Origin of the sequence: Canibacter zhoujuaniae (genome assembly GCF_011752015.1) — a bacterium.
Taxonomy (GTDB): domain Bacteria; phylum Actinomycetota; class Actinomycetes; order Actinomycetales; family Microbacteriaceae; genus Canibacter; species Canibacter zhoujuaniae.
The window spans coordinates 217326-233624 of record NZ_JAAIKA010000001.1 but is presented as its reverse complement, the minus strand read 5'-3'; the positions used below and the strand labels follow the sequence as shown (position 1 = coordinate 233624).

At 56.5% G+C, this 16299-nt stretch carries 11 protein-coding genes; 2 read left to right on the top strand and 9 right to left on the bottom strand.

Features of this window, described 5'->3' with window-relative positions; translation table 11 throughout:
• Window positions 1-36: 36 nt before the first annotated feature.
• From uvrB to HCQ99_RS01045, 9 genes are all read right to left on the bottom strand, one after another.
• Window positions 37-2091, bottom strand: coding sequence for an excinuclease ABC subunit UvrB (gene uvrB, locus HCQ99_RS01085; protein WP_166984719.1), 2055 nt, complete (start codon window positions 2089-2091; stop codon window positions 37-39).
• Window position 2092: 1 nt separating this feature from the next.
• Window positions 2093-2506, bottom strand: a complete 414-nt coding sequence (gene ndk, locus HCQ99_RS01080) for a nucleoside-diphosphate kinase (RefSeq protein WP_166984718.1) — start codon at window positions 2504-2506, stop codon at window positions 2093-2095.
• Window positions 2507-2554: 48 nt separating this feature from the next.
• A complete protein-coding gene (locus tag HCQ99_RS01075; protein ID WP_166984717.1) occupies window positions 2555-2998 on the bottom strand; it encodes a DUF4233 domain-containing protein in 444 nt (147 codons plus the stop codon).
• Window positions 2998-4545, bottom strand: a complete 1548-nt coding sequence (locus HCQ99_RS01070) for a bifunctional folylpolyglutamate synthase/dihydrofolate synthase (protein ID WP_243854757.1) — start codon at window positions 4543-4545, stop codon at window positions 2998-3000. Before HCQ99_RS01070 ends, HCQ99_RS01075 begins: the two co-directional genes overlap by 1 nt.
• On the bottom strand, window positions 4545-7910 hold the full coding sequence (gene ileS / locus HCQ99_RS01065) for an isoleucine--tRNA ligase (RefSeq protein WP_166984716.1): 3366 nt from the start codon (window positions 7908-7910) through the stop codon (window positions 4545-4547). The genes HCQ99_RS01070 and ileS overlap by 1 nt, the downstream gene beginning before the upstream one ends.
• Window positions 7911-8108: 198 nt before the next feature.
• Window positions 8109-9527 (bottom strand): ABC transporter ATP-binding protein, encoded by a 1419-nt coding sequence (locus tag HCQ99_RS01060; RefSeq protein ID WP_166984715.1) that lies wholly within the window; start codon window positions 9525-9527, stop codon window positions 8109-8111.
• On the bottom strand, window positions 9514-10323 hold the full coding sequence (locus HCQ99_RS01055) for an ABC transporter permease (RefSeq protein ID WP_166984714.1): 810 nt from the start codon (window positions 10321-10323) through the stop codon (window positions 9514-9516). Before HCQ99_RS01055 ends, HCQ99_RS01060 begins: the two co-directional genes overlap by 14 nt.
• On the bottom strand, window positions 10316-11284 hold the full coding sequence (locus HCQ99_RS01050; RefSeq protein WP_166984713.1) for an ABC transporter permease: 969 nt from the start codon (window positions 11282-11284) through the stop codon (window positions 10316-10318). Before HCQ99_RS01050 ends, HCQ99_RS01055 begins: the two co-directional genes overlap by 8 nt.
• Window positions 11285-11327: 43 nt before the next feature.
• Window positions 11328-12953, bottom strand: a complete 1626-nt coding sequence (locus HCQ99_RS01045; protein ID WP_166984712.1) for an ABC transporter substrate-binding protein — start codon at window positions 12951-12953, stop codon at window positions 11328-11330.
• Between the two features lie 61 nt (window positions 12954-13014).
• Between HCQ99_RS01045 and HCQ99_RS01040 the strand changes: the two genes are divergently transcribed.
• Together HCQ99_RS01040 and valS are read left to right on the top strand one after the other, a co-directional pair.
• The gene (locus HCQ99_RS01040) at window positions 13015-13617 is read left to right on the top strand and encodes a TetR/AcrR family transcriptional regulator (RefSeq protein ID WP_166984711.1); all 603 of its coding nucleotides are present in this window, start codon (window positions 13015-13017) and stop codon (window positions 13615-13617) included.
• Between the two features lie 77 nt (window positions 13618-13694).
• Window positions 13695-16298, top strand: coding sequence for a valine--tRNA ligase (gene valS / locus HCQ99_RS01035; protein ID WP_166984710.1), 2604 nt, complete (start codon window positions 13695-13697; stop codon window positions 16296-16298).
• The last annotated feature ends 1 nt before the right edge of the window (window position 16299 follow it).

The window sequence follows — 16299 nt, the reverse complement described above, 5'->3', positions numbered from 1 at the left end:
AATAGAACATTCGTTCGAGAAAGCTGAATCACGTCGTTAGTGCGCTTTCCGCACCTGGCGCAACTCCTTTTTCAAATCCTGAATTTCGTCACGCAGCCGCGCCGCCAACTCAAACTTCAGCTCATCAGAGGCAGCCAGCATCTGCGCAGTGAGCTCAGCTATCAGCTCTTCAAGCTCAACACCGTCACCACTCTGGGCGCTAGTTTTTGCGCTCGACTTACGCGCTGTCGCAGGCCGAGCGCGATCCGCAAGCAATTCTTCGCTGTCAGCTGCTTCCCGCGCCAGCATCTCGGTAATATCACCGATTTTTTTGCGCAGTGGTTGCGGATCGATACCGTGTTCCTGATTGTATGCCTGCTGAATTTCACGGCGGCGGTTGGTCTCGTCAATCGCCTCTTGCATTGAGTGCGTAATATTGTCTGCATACATATGCACTTCACCGCTGACGTTGCGCGCCGCACGACCAATCGTCTGAATAAGCGAAGTGCGAGACCTTAAGAAGCCCTCTTTGTCTGCGTCAAGGATCGCAACCAGCGACACCTCAGGCAGGTCGAGACCCTCACGCAGCAGGTTAATTCCGACAAGCACGTCAAACACGCCCGCGCGCAACTCGCTGAGCAGCTCCACGCGCTTCAGGGTGTCAACATCCGAGTGCAGATAGCGCACCCGCACGCCAGCTTCTTCCATAAAGGCGGTTAGCTGCTCAGCCATTTTTTTGGTCAGCGTGGTCACCAGCACGCGCTCATCACGTGCGGTGCGCACCCGCACCTGCTCGAGGAGGTCATCAATCTGCCCGGCCGATGGCTTCACGATTATCTCGGGATCCACCAAACCTGTTGGGCGAATAATCTGCTCCACAACACCGTCTGCGCGATCCAGCTCATATTTACCGGGTGTTGCAGACAGATACACAACCTGCCCGACACGCTCTTGAAACTCAGCAAACTTCAGCGGCCGGTTGTCGAGCGCGCTCGGAAGGCGAAAACCGTGCTCAACCAGTGTGCGCTTGCGCGATGCGTCGCCCTCATACATTGCACCAATCTGCGGCACAGTCACGTGCGACTCATCGATAACAACAAGCAGGTCGTCTGGAAAATAGTCGAGCAGACAGTGCGGCGCCTCCCCCGGTGCACGCCCGTCCATATGCCGTGAATAGTTTTCAATGCCCGAGCAGAAACCGATCTGCTCCATCATCTCCAGGTCAAAGGTTGTGCGCATACGTAGGCGCTGCTCTTCAACAAGCTTGTTCTGCTTTTTCAGCTGCGCGCTGCGTTCTTCGAGCTCTGCTGCGATGTCTTTCATCGCTCTTTGCATCACATCGTGACTTGCGACATAGTGTGATCCCGGAAAAATCGAGACCGTCTCAACTTCACGGATCAAATCTCCGGTCACCGGGTGCAAGAAGCTCAAAGCTTCAATCTCGTCACCGAAAAGCTCGATTCTAACGGCGAGCTCTTCATACATTGGAATGACTTCGATGGTGTCACCGCGCACACGGAAGTTGCCGCGCACAAACTCTATGTCGTTGCGCTGGTACTGCATATCGACGAGGCGTCTGGTGAGCACATCACGGTCGATAACATCGCCAACAGCAAGCGGGAGCATCGCCTCATAGTATTCCTCAGGCTTACCGAGGCCGTAGATGCAGGAAACGGTTGACACCACCACAACATCGCGTCTGCTCAAGAGCGCATTAGTGGTTGAGTGACGCAGACGCTCAACCTCAGCGTTAACGCTGGAGTCTTTCTCAATAAATGTGTCAGTCTGCGGCACATACGCCTCAGGCTGATAGTAGTCGTAGTAGCTGACGAAATACTCGACCGCGTTGTTTGGCAGCAGCTGCCGAAACTCATTCGCGAGCTGCGCTGCAAGTGTTTTGTTGTGCGCGAGCACGAGCGTGGGTCGCTGCACCTGCTCGATCAGCCATGCGGTGGTTGCAGATTTTCCCGTTCCGGTCGCGCCGAGCAGCACAACATCGGTTTCACCCGCGTTGATCCGGGCAGCAAGCTCAGCGATTGCCTTGGGCTGATCACCGCTTGGGGTGTATTCCGAGACAACCTGAAAGGGTCGAACGCTGCGAGTAAGCTCCACTTTATGCGAACCAGAGAGCTATTTCGCGTGCGGCTGATTCTTCGCTATCGCTGCCGTGCACAAGATTCTGCTGCACTTTTAAGCCCCAGTCGCGGCCGAGATCACCGCGGATGGTGCCTGGTGCGGCGGTGGTTGGATCGGTGGTACCGGCCAGGGCACGGAACCCTTCAATGACGCGGTCGCCGGTCAGGCGGATAGCAACCGTTGGGCCGCTTGTCATAAACTCCAGCAGCGGCTCATAAAACGACTTCCCCGCGTGCTCAGCATAGTGCTCTGCGAGAAGTTCACGGTTTGGCTGCACAAATCGCAAATCTGCAATAACGTAGCCCTTCGCCTCGATACGACGCAAAATTTCGCCTGTCAGCTGACGTTTCACCCCGTCTGGCTTGACAAGCACGAGCGTTTCTTGAGACATCTCTCCCCCAATAATTTAAAAACTTAGAGCTAGGTTAAATTGTATGCTTTAGCGCTGGAATTTTTCTGGGTTTGCCGCCCATGCTGCGCGCATTCGGTCAATCTGCTTGCCCTTAATCATCGCGAAGACCCACAGCCCGCCAAACAGGACTGCCACAATCAGCGTTGCTGGCAGGAAAAAAGCGGCAGCGAAAAGAATAATTTGCACTAGCCAGCCGACGGTGATACCAATCGGTGTGCGCATGACGAGAAGCGCAACAACGCACAGCGCACAGAGAATAAGACCTGCGTAAATTCCAATTTGTGGCGGATCAAAAACGTTAAGCCCGTACATCGTCATGCCCACCAGGAAAATGATAATAATTTCAAACCCGAGCGCGATTGACGCAAGGGCTTTCTGGGTTGAGCCACGGCCGTGGTGCCCGCCAGAGAGCCGGTTTGCGTAGTTAACTCCCGCGCGCTCAGACGGCGACAGTTCAAGATCGTCAGCCATTACCAGCCCTCTTCTTTCGCAATCGCTATTGCGGATCCCGCGAGCAGCACAGATCCGGCCACGAGTATACCGCGGCCTGCATCCTCTGCCGCCCAGTCGTAAGCAGCGGTTAGACCGTCAAATGTTGACTCAGCAACCCACAGATTATCGTGCGCAGCAAGCTCACTCGCCTCAACGAGGCTGTGCAGCTGCGTGACATCAAGGGTGCGCGGTGAATCAACCGGCACCAAAATCACCTGCTCACCCAATTGGGCGAGCTGCGTCAGCACCCCTGTAGCGTCTTTATCGGCGAGCACACCGGCAACAACCGTGGTTTCTGAAAACGCGAAGTTCTCGGTGAACGCTTGGCTCAGCGCGGCGGTGCCGTGCGGGTTGTGCGCCGCGTCAACAATGATAGTTGGGTTCTGTGTCAGCACCTGTAAGCGACCGGGTGAGACAACCGCAGCAAAAGCAGCCTCTACAGTTTCACTATCGAGCGCGCGTGGGGCAAAGAAAGCAGCAACAGCGGCTAGCGCCGTTGCGGCGTTTTCGCCCTGATGCGCTCCCATGAGCGGCACAAAAAGATCTTCGAGCGTGTAATCTCCCTGACCGTCGGTCAGGCGCACCGAGATCAATCGCCCGCCCACGGCAACCTGGTTTTGCAACAGCTCATACTGTGCTCCTGCCGCAACAACTTCTGCATTTTGTTGGCTGGCAAAATCTTGCAGTTCCGCCTGGGCTTCCGAGCGCTGCGATGCGAAAACAGCTTTTGATTCAGGTTTTATGATCCGCGCTTTAGTTGCCGCAATTTCAGCAATAGTGTCGCCGAGAACCCCTGTGTGATCGAGCGCCACCGGGGTCACTACAGCAACCTCTGCAGTCGCAATATTGGTTGCATCCCACTCACCGCCCATACCCACTTCGATCACCGCAACTTCAACCGGGGCGTCCGCAAAAAGTGCGTAACCGAGCACAGCGAGCGCCTCAAAGAATGTGATCCGTCCCTGCCCCTGCGCTTCTAACTCAGCGTCAACCACTTCTAGCGCCAGCTGCATCGACTCCCAAGCTGTCGCCAACTGCACGCCGTCTACCGGTTCACCATCGATACAAAAGCGTTCGGTGAAGCTCACCAGGTGTGGGCTCGTGAAGAGCCCGGTGCGCATGCCGTGCGCTCTGAGCAGTGCCTCAATCATGCGTGCGGTTGAGGTTTTTCCGTTCGTGCCGGCAACCATAATCACCGGGTAGAGATCCTGCGGGCGCCCCACCAAATCAGCCAGTCGTTTCACCGGCTCAATGCGTGGGCGCGGTGTGGCCTCACCGACGCGGGTCATAAGCTCATCGAGCACCAGCTGCGCAGCCCTCTTTGACTCAGTGCCGTAAATTTCTGCGTGCACCTTTAAGGCTGCGGCGCTCAGCTGTTCGACGGCTGCGCCGTCGTCGGTGGCGTCGTCATCGTCAAGCAGCGGGTTGAGCATTTTCGCCATTGCCACTGCTTCTGCCTTCGCAGCGTCAGCAGTGATACCGGCCTCACGGTTTGCGGCATCCCACGGGTCTAATTCTTGAGCCATTACTGCGCTGCACCCTCTGCATCCACCGTTACCACAATTGGAGCCTTTTCAACGCCCAGCGCTTTAGCTATCGCGATACGCGCGATCCTCTCGCTGATCTGTTTGTTGCCGGCGTCTGCAAGCGCAGCAACATCGTCAGTTGCCTGCACGTTGAAGGCGATAGCGAGTGTTTCGCCGCTGATGAGTGCGGCGTGTTCTTCCAAGGCGGCAGCGTATTCGGGTGCAACATTCACGGCGAGCACAATGCGATCACTCACATCAAGACCCGCCTGTTTGCGCGCCTCCTGAATCGCACGCACTGCGTCACGGGCAATCCCCTCAGCTTCAAGCTCCGGCGTAGTTTCGGTGTTTAGCAGCACAAAACCACCGCCAGCCAAAAGCGCTAGCGCAACACCAGCAGCTTCACCATCGCCCGCCGACAGGGTGAGCTCGTACTCCCCCTCTTGAAGTTCAACACCACCGGCGGTGACAACACCATCAACCTCTGACCAGTCGCCACTCTTCGCGCCCTTAATCGCTTGCTGCACAGCTTTGCCGATGCGCGGTCCGGCAGCGCGGGCGTTAACGGTGAGGTTTGAGGTGATGCCGTATTTTGCGGCCGCATCATCTGTCAGCTGTGAGAATTCAACCTGACGCACGTTTAATTCGTCGCACAGCAGCGCCGCAAACGGCTCCAGTGCTGCTGGTTGGGTGCTCACCACGGTCAGCTTCTGTAGCGGCAGGCGCACGCGCAGCTGCTTAGCCTTGCGCAGGCTCAACGCTTGTGAAGTTATCTGGCGCACCTCGTCCATAGCTGACACAAGTTCCGCGTCGTATGGAAGAGAGGCAGCATCAGGCCAGTCGCTGAGGTGCACAGAACGACCGCCTGTCAGCCCCTGCCAAATCTCTTCAGTAACCAGCGGCGCTAGTGGTGCGGCTGTGCGGGTTAGCACTTCGAGCACCGTAAACAGGGTGTTAAAGGCTTCACGGTTACTGTCTTTGCCGTTTTCACCGTTGACACCCTCCCAGAAGCGGTCGCGCGAGCCGCGCACATACCAGTTGGTGAGCACCTCGGCAAAGTCGCGCAAAACTGCTGCAGCGGTTGTTGTGTCAAGATTTTCAAGAGCGTTTTCGGTTGCAACAACAGCGTCCCTAAGCTTTGCCAGAATATAGCGGTCGAGCTCATTCGTGCTGCCGGCGTCAAACTGCGGATCAAACCCGTCTGCATTTGCGTACAGGGTGAAGAAATACCAGGTGTTCCAGAGCGGCAGCAAAAACTGTCGCACACCCTCACGGATCCCCGCTTCTGTGACGATCAGGTTGCCGCCTCTCACAACCGGTGAGGCCATCAGGAACCACCGCATAGCGTCAGAACCGTCGCGTTCAAAAACCTCGTTGACATCGGGATAGTTGCGCAGCGACTTCGACATTTTGTTGCCGTCACTGCCGAGCACAATGCCGTGACTGATGCAGTTTTTAAATGCCGGGCGGTCAAACAGTGCGGTCGCTAACACGTGCTGCACATAGAACCAACCGCGAGTTTGCCCGATATATTCAACGATGAAATCTGCCGGTTGGTGTGTCTCGAACCAGTCTTGATTTTCGAAGGGATAGTGCACCTGCGCAAACGGCATTGAACCGGAGTCAAACCACACGTCGAGCACGTCTTCGATCCGCCGCAGTTTACTCTTACCCGTCGGATCGTTCGGGTTGGGTTTCACAAGCTCGTCAATATACGGTCGGTGCAGATCAACCTCGCCCTGTTCGTTGCGTGGCAGAGTGCCAAAGCCGGCTTCAAGCTCAGCAACAGATCCGTAGACCTCAACGCACGGATATTCGGGATCGTCACTCACCCAAACCGGGATCGGTGTGCCCCAGAAGCGGTTTCGACTGATCGACCAGTCGCGCGCCCCCTCTAGCCACTTCCCAAACTGCCCGTACTTCACATTTTCTGGCACCCAGTTAATTGCCTCATTGGTTTCGAGCAGGCGATCCTTAAAATCGGTAACGCGCACAAACCAGCTTGAAACAGCCTTATACATAAGCGGCGTGCGGCAGCGCCAGCAGTGCGGGTATGAGTGCTCATAGCTGGCCTCACGCAGCAGTCGGTGATCTGCTTTCAAAACATTAATAATGGTGCGGTTTGCTTCAAAGGCCTGCACACCAGCGATATCGTTCAGCGGCCCGCCCCGGAACAGCGGCAGGAATTCAGCGGCGTCATCAACAGACAGAATGACTGGAATGCCATACCGCTGGTTGACGAGCATATCTTCTTCACCGTAGGCGGTTGCCTGATGCACAATGCCGGTGCCGTCTTCGGTTGTGACATAGTCTGCAACGGTGAAGATCCAAGCGTTTTCAGTGCCCCAGGTTGCAGCGTCGCTAAAGGTGTCCCACAGCGGCTGGTACTCTACATATTCAAGCTGTGATCCCTTAATAACCCAGGTCGCAGCAGCCAGCGCAGCAGCCGGCTCAGCATAACCAAGCTCTTTTGCGTGCGCGGCAACTCGATCCTTCGCCAGCAGGTATTTTGCGGTGCCCGCTGCTCCCCCGTCGGCAGCACCGTTTTCGCCCGCTGGCACTACGACATAGTCAACCTCTGGGCCGACCGCAACCGAGAAGTTGGTTGGCAGCGTCCATGGCGTGGTCGTCCAGGCGAGGGCGCGCACACCCTCGAGGCCAAGCTCGCTAGCTTTCGCCCCAATAAGCGGGAATGTTACCGTCACAGACGGATCCTGCCGCATCTGATAGACGTCATCGTCCATGCGCAGCTCGTGGTTTGACAGCGGTGTCTGGTCGCGCCAGCAGTAGGGCAGAATGCGCTGCCCCTCATAGGCCAGACCCTTTTTATAGAGCTCTGCGAAAGCCCAAATGACGCTCTCCATGTATTCGATATTCAGGGTCTTGTAGTCGTTTTCAAAGTCCACCCAGCGCGCCTGGCGGGTCACATACTCTTCCCACTCGCGTGTGTACTGCAGCACAGACTCGCGTGCTTTCGCGTTGAACTTATCGATCCCCATATCGAGAATCTCTTGCTTCTCGGTCAGCCCCAGCTGCTTCATTGCCTCCAGCTCGGCCGGCAGCCCGTGGGTGTCCCACCCGAAGCGGCGCTCCACCTTCTTGCCGCGCATGGTCTGGAAACGGGGGAAAATGTCTTTCGCATACCCGGTGAGCAGGTGCCCATAGTGTGGCAAACCGTTCGCGAACGGTGGGCCGTCGTTAAAAACCCACTCTGCCGCACCATCACGCTGCGCAATAGACTGCTTAAAGGTGTCGTCCTGCTTCCAAAACGCTAAAATTTCGCGTTCGATAGCGGGAAAATTAGGTGCGGGGGTGACACCAAACGCAGCACCGCTGCCCGTGTTCTGTTTGCGCGGAAAGATCATCTCGGTTTACTCCAGCTCACATTGTTCACTAACACGCTGGGACGAGATTGCTCCCGCGGTACCACCCCGCATTGCCGCAAGAGCGGCCACTTCATGCTGGCTTTACGCGCCACAACGCCCGGGTCTAATAGGCGACCCAGTAATGGGCTGCTGTTCTTCCAGGAACTCCCCGGTGATAGCCGGATCTTCGTCAGACTACTATTCTAACCCATGTTGCCGGGCTTGTTCTGCAAGCACAGCAGGGGTTTCACCGTGTGCCACAACCACACCGTTTTGCAGCACAATCGCGGTGGCGGCAACGCTGTGCACAATCTCCAACTCGTGCGACACCAAAATGATGCCAAGCTGCAGCCGCTGTATTAGATCCTGCAGCAGATTAGCAATTTCCATGCGCGCAGATTTATCCAACGCCGCAACCGGCTCGTCACACAGCAGCACATTCGCGCCGGTCGCTAACGCACGGGCGATTGCAACGCGCTGTGCCTGCCCACCAGAAAGGGTGCGGATCCTGCGGCGCGCCAGACTGCCTGGCAATCCAACCGCCCGCAGCAGCTCGTCGACAGTCTGCGCTGTTTTGCCACGCCGTTTTGCAACAGCACCCGCTTCTTTCAAAACCGTTTCGACTCGCATTTCTGGCAGCAAACTGCTGCGCGGATCCTGCGGCACCCATGCAAAGTGCACACCGGCGGCTTTTGTGACAGCCCCTGTGTAAGGCACTGCGCCCAACACAGCCTGCAGCAGTGAGGTCTTACCTGAGCCGCTCTCCCCCAAAACAGCAACCGCCTCCCCCGCTCGCAAAGAGAAACTCACCCCGCTCAGGGCGGCTCTCTCAGCGTCGGGGTAACGCACACTTAAATCACACAGCTCAAGCAGCGTTGCAGTTTTGTGCGCTGGCTGCGGCGCGCTCACCCCACCAGCAGTCTGCACGGTCAAATTCCCTGGGGCAACACTGCCGCCTTTCACAATATATGCCCGATCCGCAAACTGCGCTGCAGCGGTCATATCGTGCGTAATTAAAATCAGTGCTGCGCCCGCATCAACATACCCGCGCAGGGTGGCTAAAACGGCTGTTGCTGTCTGCTGATCCAGTGCGCTGGTTGGTTCGTCTGCAATTATCAGTGGCGGCGTGTGCACCGTAGCTGCAGCAATCAGTGCCCGCTGCCGCATACCCCCCGAAAGCTCATGCGGGTAGCGCCGTATAACCGCACGAGCATCAGCCAGCTGCGCCCCCGTCAACGCCTTAGCTACCGCCTCACCAGTGTGTCGCACACCGGTGAGGCGAAGTGATTCAGAGACCGCTAAACCCACCCGCTGCAGCGGATCAAGCGCGCTCAAAGCATCCTGATTAACAAACCCGATGCGGGTGTTGAGAAACTGGCTGCGCCCGCATGCTCCAAGAGACAGCACATCGTGATCGCACACTCGCAGCTTATCTGCAGTGGTTTTAATCCCAGCGGGCGCAAGAGCTGTAAGTGCCCGCACGAAGAGGCTTTTGCCCGCGCCAGACTCCCCGACGAGAGCGACACACTCACCAGCGTGCACCTGAAAATCAGCAGCTGCCACAATCAGCCCCTGCGGGCCAGAAACTTTAAGATTTTTAACACTAACCACCGTCATTAGAAAGCACCTCGCGTCTCTGCAATCTTCTGCCGGTAAACGTAAACAGCATAATCGTCAAAAGCAGCGCCAGCCCCGGCCACAGCACCGGCCACCAGCTGCGTGCAACATAGCTGCGCCCCTGACTGAGCATGACACCCCAGTCGGGTGTTGGAGGCTGCACACCCAACCCCAGGAAGGTGAGCCCCGACACAATCAAGATGGCGGTGCCGATGCCAATTGTAAAGAGTGAAAATAGCGGTTGCAGAGCAGGCATAAGCACGTAACGCCAATTGCGCCGCAGCACCCCAACACCGTTAAACTGCGCGGCGGTGTAGGCTTCGCTTGCGCGCTTTGCCTCAGCGCTATAGAGCATGATACGGGCATAACCGGGAGCCATAGCCAGCGCTACCGCCGCTATCACCGCCACCGGGCTGCTCCCGAAAAAAGCCAGCAACAAAAGCGCGAGCAAAAATTCTGGCAGCGCCATCAGCGCATCAATAACCCGCATACCCGCTTCACGCACCACTCTCGGCACCACAGCCAGACCGGCGCCCAGCGCAACACCCAGCACAAACGCCACAGCAACAGCGCCCAAGCCGGTGAGCACGGTCGAGCTCGCCCCATACACCACACGCGCCCAAATATCGCTGCCGGTCTGATCGGTGCCCAAAGGGTGCGCCGCTGAGGGAGGGGCGAGCGCAAGGTGCGGATCGGTCGCGAGCGGATCATACGGGGTAAATATGCCCGGCGCGACAACACACAGCAGCAGCAAAATAAAGCCTAAAGCTGTTAAGACCTGCCTGACCCTACCCATGCACAGCACCCCGCAGCCGCGGATCCAGCAGACGCACCGTCACCTGAGTAAGCAGAGTAAGCGCCGAAAAGAGGGTCGCGGCTAAGGCAACCACCCCGAGCACAACAGGCATATCGCGCATCACAATCGCATCGAGTGTGAGACTGCCCAAACCCGGCCTGGCAAAAACAGTTTCAACCAGCACCGCACCACCCAGCACCCCACCGATCAGGTTCACCAGCAGCCCGAGCACAGCGGAGACGCTGTGCTTTAAACCGTGTGTCAGCGTAAACCGCAGGCGAGACATGCCGCGCGCTCGCGATGAGAGCGCAAACGGTAGCAGTTCGATGCGATCCAGTTCGTGGTCGAGCACCTGCCCAAGATAGCCGGCAGCGGGAATCGCTAGGGTGAGAGCTGGCAGAATACTCGATCCGGGAGAAGCGACACCGCCGGATGGTAACCATTTGAGCGAGAACGCAAACAGGCTGAGCAGCAAGAATCCAAGCCAGTAGCTTGGGGTTGATGCTGCCAGCGTGTGCGCAAAATCAAGCAGGCCGCTCACGCGTGAGGAAGCACCCCACGGTGTGAGCCCGCGTTTAAATATCTGCCCCAATAGCGTGAGCAGCACAGCGAAGAGCAAACCCAGTGCGGCAATTTCAAGCGTGTATTGAAACTGCTGCGCGAGCATCGCTGTCACAGCCTGGTTGCGCTGCAGAGAAAAACCGAGGTCGCCGGTTATGAGGTTGCCGAGGTAGTTTAAGTATTGAATTGGGAGCGGCCGATCCAACCCCATTTCAACAAAAATTTCGGCCTGGCGTTCGGCGCTGATGCGTGACAGCGGCCCAAAGCGGGCGCTCACCGCGTCACCGGGCAGTGCAGCGACCGCCCAAAATGCGATCGTGACCGCTAACCAAACGGTTACCAGGGCGCGTAAAAGTGGGCGAATTACCGCACGCGATATTAAGCCCACTTTTACTCTCATACCCTGCAACTTTGTGTTATTTAACCCTCTAGGTGTTTGTTACTTACGCTTTGCTGGTGTTAAAAAACACCGGGAAACCGTAACCGTCCACAGCAAAGCCCGCAGTGTTTTTACCAACGACGTTAATAAATGCGGTGTTGAACACTGGGATAATGTAAGCCTCATCAGCTGCGGTGCGAATCACTTCGCTATAGATTTCTCCGCGCTTTTCAGCATCGAAATTTGCTGTTGCAGCGGTGAGCTTCGCATCCAGTTCTGGGTCAGCAACAGACACGATATTTTGGAAGCCCGCGCTGTGCAGGTGGTTGCGCAGAATGTCTGGATCGGCAGAAGAATAACCCCAGTCGGTTAGCGCCATCTCTGGGGTGCCGTAAAACTTGTTGTACTGCTCCCCCTCAAGCACGTGAATGTTCACTTCAACGCCGAGCTTGCGCCACCCGTCTGCCAGGAAGGTTGAGATGGTTTCACGCTCAACCGGCTGCTCCGTCCAGCGATACCAATCGAGCGACAGTTTTTCGCCGTTCTTTTCGCGGATCTCTCCCGGATTGTTCTGCACCCAGCCTGCTTCATCGAGGAGCGCAGCTGCCTTTGTTTCATCAAAGTTTGTGTAATCTTTATCTGCTGCTGCGCCGATTGCTGGTGTTGCCTGGCTCAAAACACCGGTGGCCGGCTGCAAATTGCCCTGGAAGGTTGAGGCAACGATTGCATCAATATCTGCGCTGAGAGCCAGTGCCTGCCGCACCTTAACATCAGCGAGAATCGGGTTAGAGGTGTTCAGGAACACTGAATACGGCATTCCCGGGTTCTCATTCAGCACAACTTCTGAGGTAAGACCGTCAAGACCGTTTGGTTGCAGCTCAGAAGCAACATCTGCCTCACCGCTTTCAACACGCTGCACACGCACCTGCTGCTCAGGCACGATTTGCACCTCAAGGTTGCTTGCAGTTTTATCAGCCGCCTTCACTCCCTCTGGGTACCAGTTGTAGTCGGCGTTGCGTTCATAGCTGATGCTTGCGCCGGGGGTGATTTCTGTCATAACCCACGGCCCTGTGCCAACAGATACTCCAGGGCCGCCCACCGGCAGTTTTTCAGCGCTCGCAGCGAGCGCTTTCGGTGAATACATGCCCAGGTTTGCGGTTGAAGTGTTGATTAGAAACGGTGCGAAAGGCTGTGTAAAACGCACCTCAACAGTGTCATCATCGATAACCACTGTTTCGCTATAGACGTCACCGCCCAAAAGATCGCTTGCCGCAGCAGACTCGGTTTCTTCGGCCATGATGTGATCGAAGTTAGCTTTCACCGCTGCTGCGTTAAACGCTTCACCGTCGTGGAAGGTAACGTCGTGTCGCAGATCAAAGCTGACGCTCTTCCCATCTTCAGAAACGGACCAGTCGGTTGCCAACCACGGCTGCAACTCACCTTTTTCGTCGAGGTAGGTGAGCGAGTCCAGCACCAGGCGCCCAACGATTGCGCTGACATCCAACTGGCTGCGGTGCGGATCCATGTGGTTGTTCTCGAGATTGCCACCGGCGATCGCCCACACAAGCTTCTCGTTGCCAGTTGCTCGATCTGCTGTATCGCCGCCCGCTGTTGCGCAACCCGACATCACAACCGCGCCGAGCGCTGCGATCGCCGCTATGCGAGATAGTTTTGCTGAGAAAGATGCCATTTAAAGCCTTTCTTGAATTCTTGAACAGTGTTTATTTAATACCGAGTGTTAGTGTAGCAGTATGGCGTCAGCTCAAGCACATACGGGTCGCGGGCGACCCAAAGCCACCAATGCAGAGACACTGCAAGAGGCGGCCTATGATCTGTTTCTCACACAGGGTTACGACAGCACCACAATCGCACAAATCACGGCAACCGCTGGCGTCGGGCGCACCACATTCTTCAACTACTTCGCCGAAAAGAGCGATGTGTTTTGGCCGGAAATTGATAAAACTCTTGCCCGCCTGAAACTAGCGCTGCAAACACACGATAAAACCGGCATAGATCTGCTTATCGCCGCCGTCAGCGATACTTTAAAGCCGTGGGAGGCTGGCGCGATCCCCTGGATATTGAGTCACTTTGCCGCTATCGGCAGCCCGGTCGCCGCACTAGACAGCTCCGGCAGTCGTGTGCATGAAATCGCTGCGCTAATCCGCACGCACTTAGTTAGCACTCCAGCAAACAAAAATTTCACTGCAGAGATAGCAGCTGCAACACTCACCGGAGCCCTTTTGGCGGCAATTTTTGAGTGGGTGCAAAAAGGGCCGGATCGCGGATCCATTCACCACCATCTGACACAGCGGCTGCAACCTCTTGCGCACCTATTTGACGAGAAAATCCGCTAAAATTCATAAGTATTTATGTTTTCGGCAGGCCTTTTTCTGCCAAGACTACGACCGTGAACTCGTGGAGTATCTAAAATATGCGTAATATCCCAGAAAAACCAGCGCTTGAAGGTCTTGAGACAAAGTGGGGCGAGGTCTGGGAGCAAAACGGCACCTACTCTTTTAAACGCGACGGCGCAGAGCGTGAGTGTGTCTACTCTATTGACACCCCGCCGCCAACCGCGTCTGGTGCTCTGCACATCGGTCACGTGTTTAGCTACACGCACACCGACCTCATTGCGCGCTACCAGCGCATGCAAGGCAAGCGCATCTTCTACCCCGTCGGCTGGGACGATAACGGTCTGCCCACCGAACGGCGCGTGCAAAACTACTACGGTGTGCGGTGTGATCCCTCGCTGCCTTACATCGAAAATTTTGAACCACCGCAGACCGGCGGTGACAACAAGAGCAGCAAAGCTGCCAATCAGCTGCCGATCTCACGGCGTAACTTCATCGAACTGTGTGAAGCGCTAACTGAGGAAGATGAAAAACACTTCGAGGAGCTGTGGCGCACACTCGGTCTCAGCGTTGACTGGTCACACCAGTACCGCACTATTTCACCGGCAACCATTCGTGTCGCACAGCAAGCCTTCTTAAACAACCTCGAGAAGGGCCAAGCGTATATTTCTCAAGCGCCAACACTCTGGGATGTTACCTTCCGCACTGCGGTAGCGCAGGCAGAGCTTGAGGATCGTGACATGCCGGGCGCCTACCACACGCTGGTTTTTACCAATGTGGCAGACGGTGCTGAAATTAAGATCGACACCACACGCCCAGAGCTGCTCCCGGCCTGTGTTGCGCTCGTCGCGCACCCGGAAGACGAACGCTACCAGCCGCTGTTTGGGCAGACTGTGCGCACCCCGCTTTTTGAGGTTGAGGTGCCGGTGGTGGCCCACCCTCTCGCGCAGCCTGACAAAGGCACCGGTATCGCAATGATCTGTACCTTTGGTGACACAACAGACGTTACCTGGTGGCGCGAGCTGCAGCTGCCCAATCGCAATATTCTCGGCTTTGACGGCCGTGTGGTTGCTGATGCTCCTGAGGCGATTACCAGTGAGGCTGGCTTGGCTGCGTTCGCGCAACTTGCCGGAAAAACAGTATTTAGCGCAAAAGAGACCATCGTTAAACTGCTGCAGGAGTGCGGCGGCATGGTTGGGGAGATTCGCAAAATCACCCACCCCGTAAAATTCTTTGAAAAAGGCGATAAGCCGCTTGAGATTGTTTCCACCAGACAGTGGTATATCAAAAACGGTGCAACCGACGAAGCGCTACGCGCACGTTTGCTCGAACACGGTAAAGCGCTCACCTGGCATCCAGACTTTATGCGGGTGCGCTATGAAAACTGGGTTGAGGGTCTCAGCGGCGACTGGCTGATCAGCCGCCAACGCTTCTTCGGTGTGCCAATCCCTGTGTGGTATGCGGTAGATGATAACGGTGAGACTGACTACGATCGCGTTCTCGTGCCGAGTGCTGAGCAGCTCCCTGTTGACCCATCAAGCGATGTGCCAAACGGATACTCTGCCGAGCAGCGCGACGTGCCCGGTGGTTTTACCGCCGAGGTTGATGTCATGGATACGTGGGCTACTTCCTCTCTCACACCGCAGATTGCGGGCGGTTGGCTGCACGACCCAGAGCTGTTTGATCTGGTTTACCCGTACGATATTCGCCCGCAGGGGCAAGATATCATTCGCACCTGGCTGTTTAGCACGCTGCTGCGGTCAGAGCTTGAGTGCGGCAAACTACCTTGGAAAAACGCGGGTATCTCAGGTTGGATCCTTGATCCAGACCGAAAAAAGATGTCGAAGTCAAAGGGCAATGTTGTAACCCCAATTGGCATGCTTGCCGATCACGGCGCGGACGCCGTGCGTTACTGGGCAGCCAGCTCTAAGCTTGGCACTGACGCTGCTTTTGATCCGCAGCGGCCAACACAAATTAAAATCGGTAGGCGCCTAGCGATGAAGGTGCTAAACGCTGCGAAGTTTGTGCTTAGTTTTGACTCATCTGGTGTGAGTGATGCGACAGAAAGCGTTACCGAGCCGCTTGACCGATCACTGCTTAAAGCACTGTCGGAGGTTGTGACTGAGGCCACCGCCGCCTATGAGGCCTATGATCACGCACGCGCACTAGATGTGACAGAAACCTTCTTCTGGACGTTCTGTGACGACTACCTGGAGTTGGTCAAGTCACGCGCCTACGGCGAGGGGGCTGGCCAAACATCAGCCGTTGCAACACTCCGCACCGCCCTGAGTGTGCTTGTGCGGTTACTCGCCCCAACTCTGCCGTATGTCACCGAAGAGGTGTGGTCTTGGTTCAACGACGGCTCTGTGCATCAAGCCGCCTGGCCAACCACTGACGAGGTGCTTGCTGTTGCCGGCTCTGCTGCCGACGCTTCCCTACTGCAGGTTGCCGGTGAGGCGATTATCGGTGTGCGCGGCGCGAAGAGCGAGGCTAAGGTATCGCAGCGCACCGGTGTGCTGCGCGCTGTGATCTCGGCTAACGCTGAAACCGCCCAAAAACTTGAGCAGGTTGCTGCAGATATTAAAGCGCTGGGTCGCATCACAGCACTTGAGATCGACAGCAGCGGATCAGCTATCGAGGTGCGCGAGGTTGAGCTTGATCTCAGCGCTGACGATGCAGGGTAAG

Excerpts from the sequence above, each read along its gene's own strand:
- HCQ99_RS01050 (WP_166984713.1), bottom strand. The coding sequence starts at position 11,284 with ATGAGAGTAAAAGTGGGCTTAATATCGCGTGCGGTAATTCGCCCACTT.
- HCQ99_RS01060 (WP_166984715.1), bottom strand. The coding sequence starts at position 9,527 with ATGACGGTGGTTAGTGTTAAAAATCTTAAAGTTTCTGGCCCGCAGGGG.
- valS (WP_166984710.1), top strand. The coding sequence starts at position 13,695 with ATGCGTAATATCCCAGAAAAACCAGCGCTTGAAGGTCTTGAGACAAAG.
- ileS (WP_166984716.1), bottom strand. The coding sequence starts at position 7,910 with ATGATCTTTCCGCGCAAACAGAACACGGGCAGCGGTGCTGCGTTTGGT.
- HCQ99_RS01045 (WP_166984712.1), bottom strand. The coding sequence starts at position 12,953 with ATGGCATCTTTCTCAGCAAAACTATCTCGCATAGCGGCGATCGCAGCG.
- HCQ99_RS01070 (WP_243854757.1), bottom strand. The coding sequence starts at position 4,545 with ATGGCTCAAGAATTAGACCCGTGGGATGCCGCAAACCGTGAGGCCGGT.
- ndk (WP_166984718.1), bottom strand. The coding sequence starts at position 2,506 with ATGTCTCAAGAAACGCTCGTGCTTGTCAAGCCAGACGGGGTGAAACGT.
- HCQ99_RS01075 (WP_166984717.1), bottom strand. The coding sequence starts at position 2,998 with ATGGCTGACGATCTTGAACTGTCGCCGTCTGAGCGCGCGGGAGTTAAC.
- HCQ99_RS01055 (WP_166984714.1), bottom strand. The coding sequence starts at position 10,323 with ATGGGTAGGGTCAGGCAGGTCTTAACAGCTTTAGGCTTTATTTTGCTG.
- HCQ99_RS01040 (WP_166984711.1), top strand. The coding sequence starts at position 13,015 with ATGGCGTCAGCTCAAGCACATACGGGTCGCGGGCGACCCAAAGCCACC.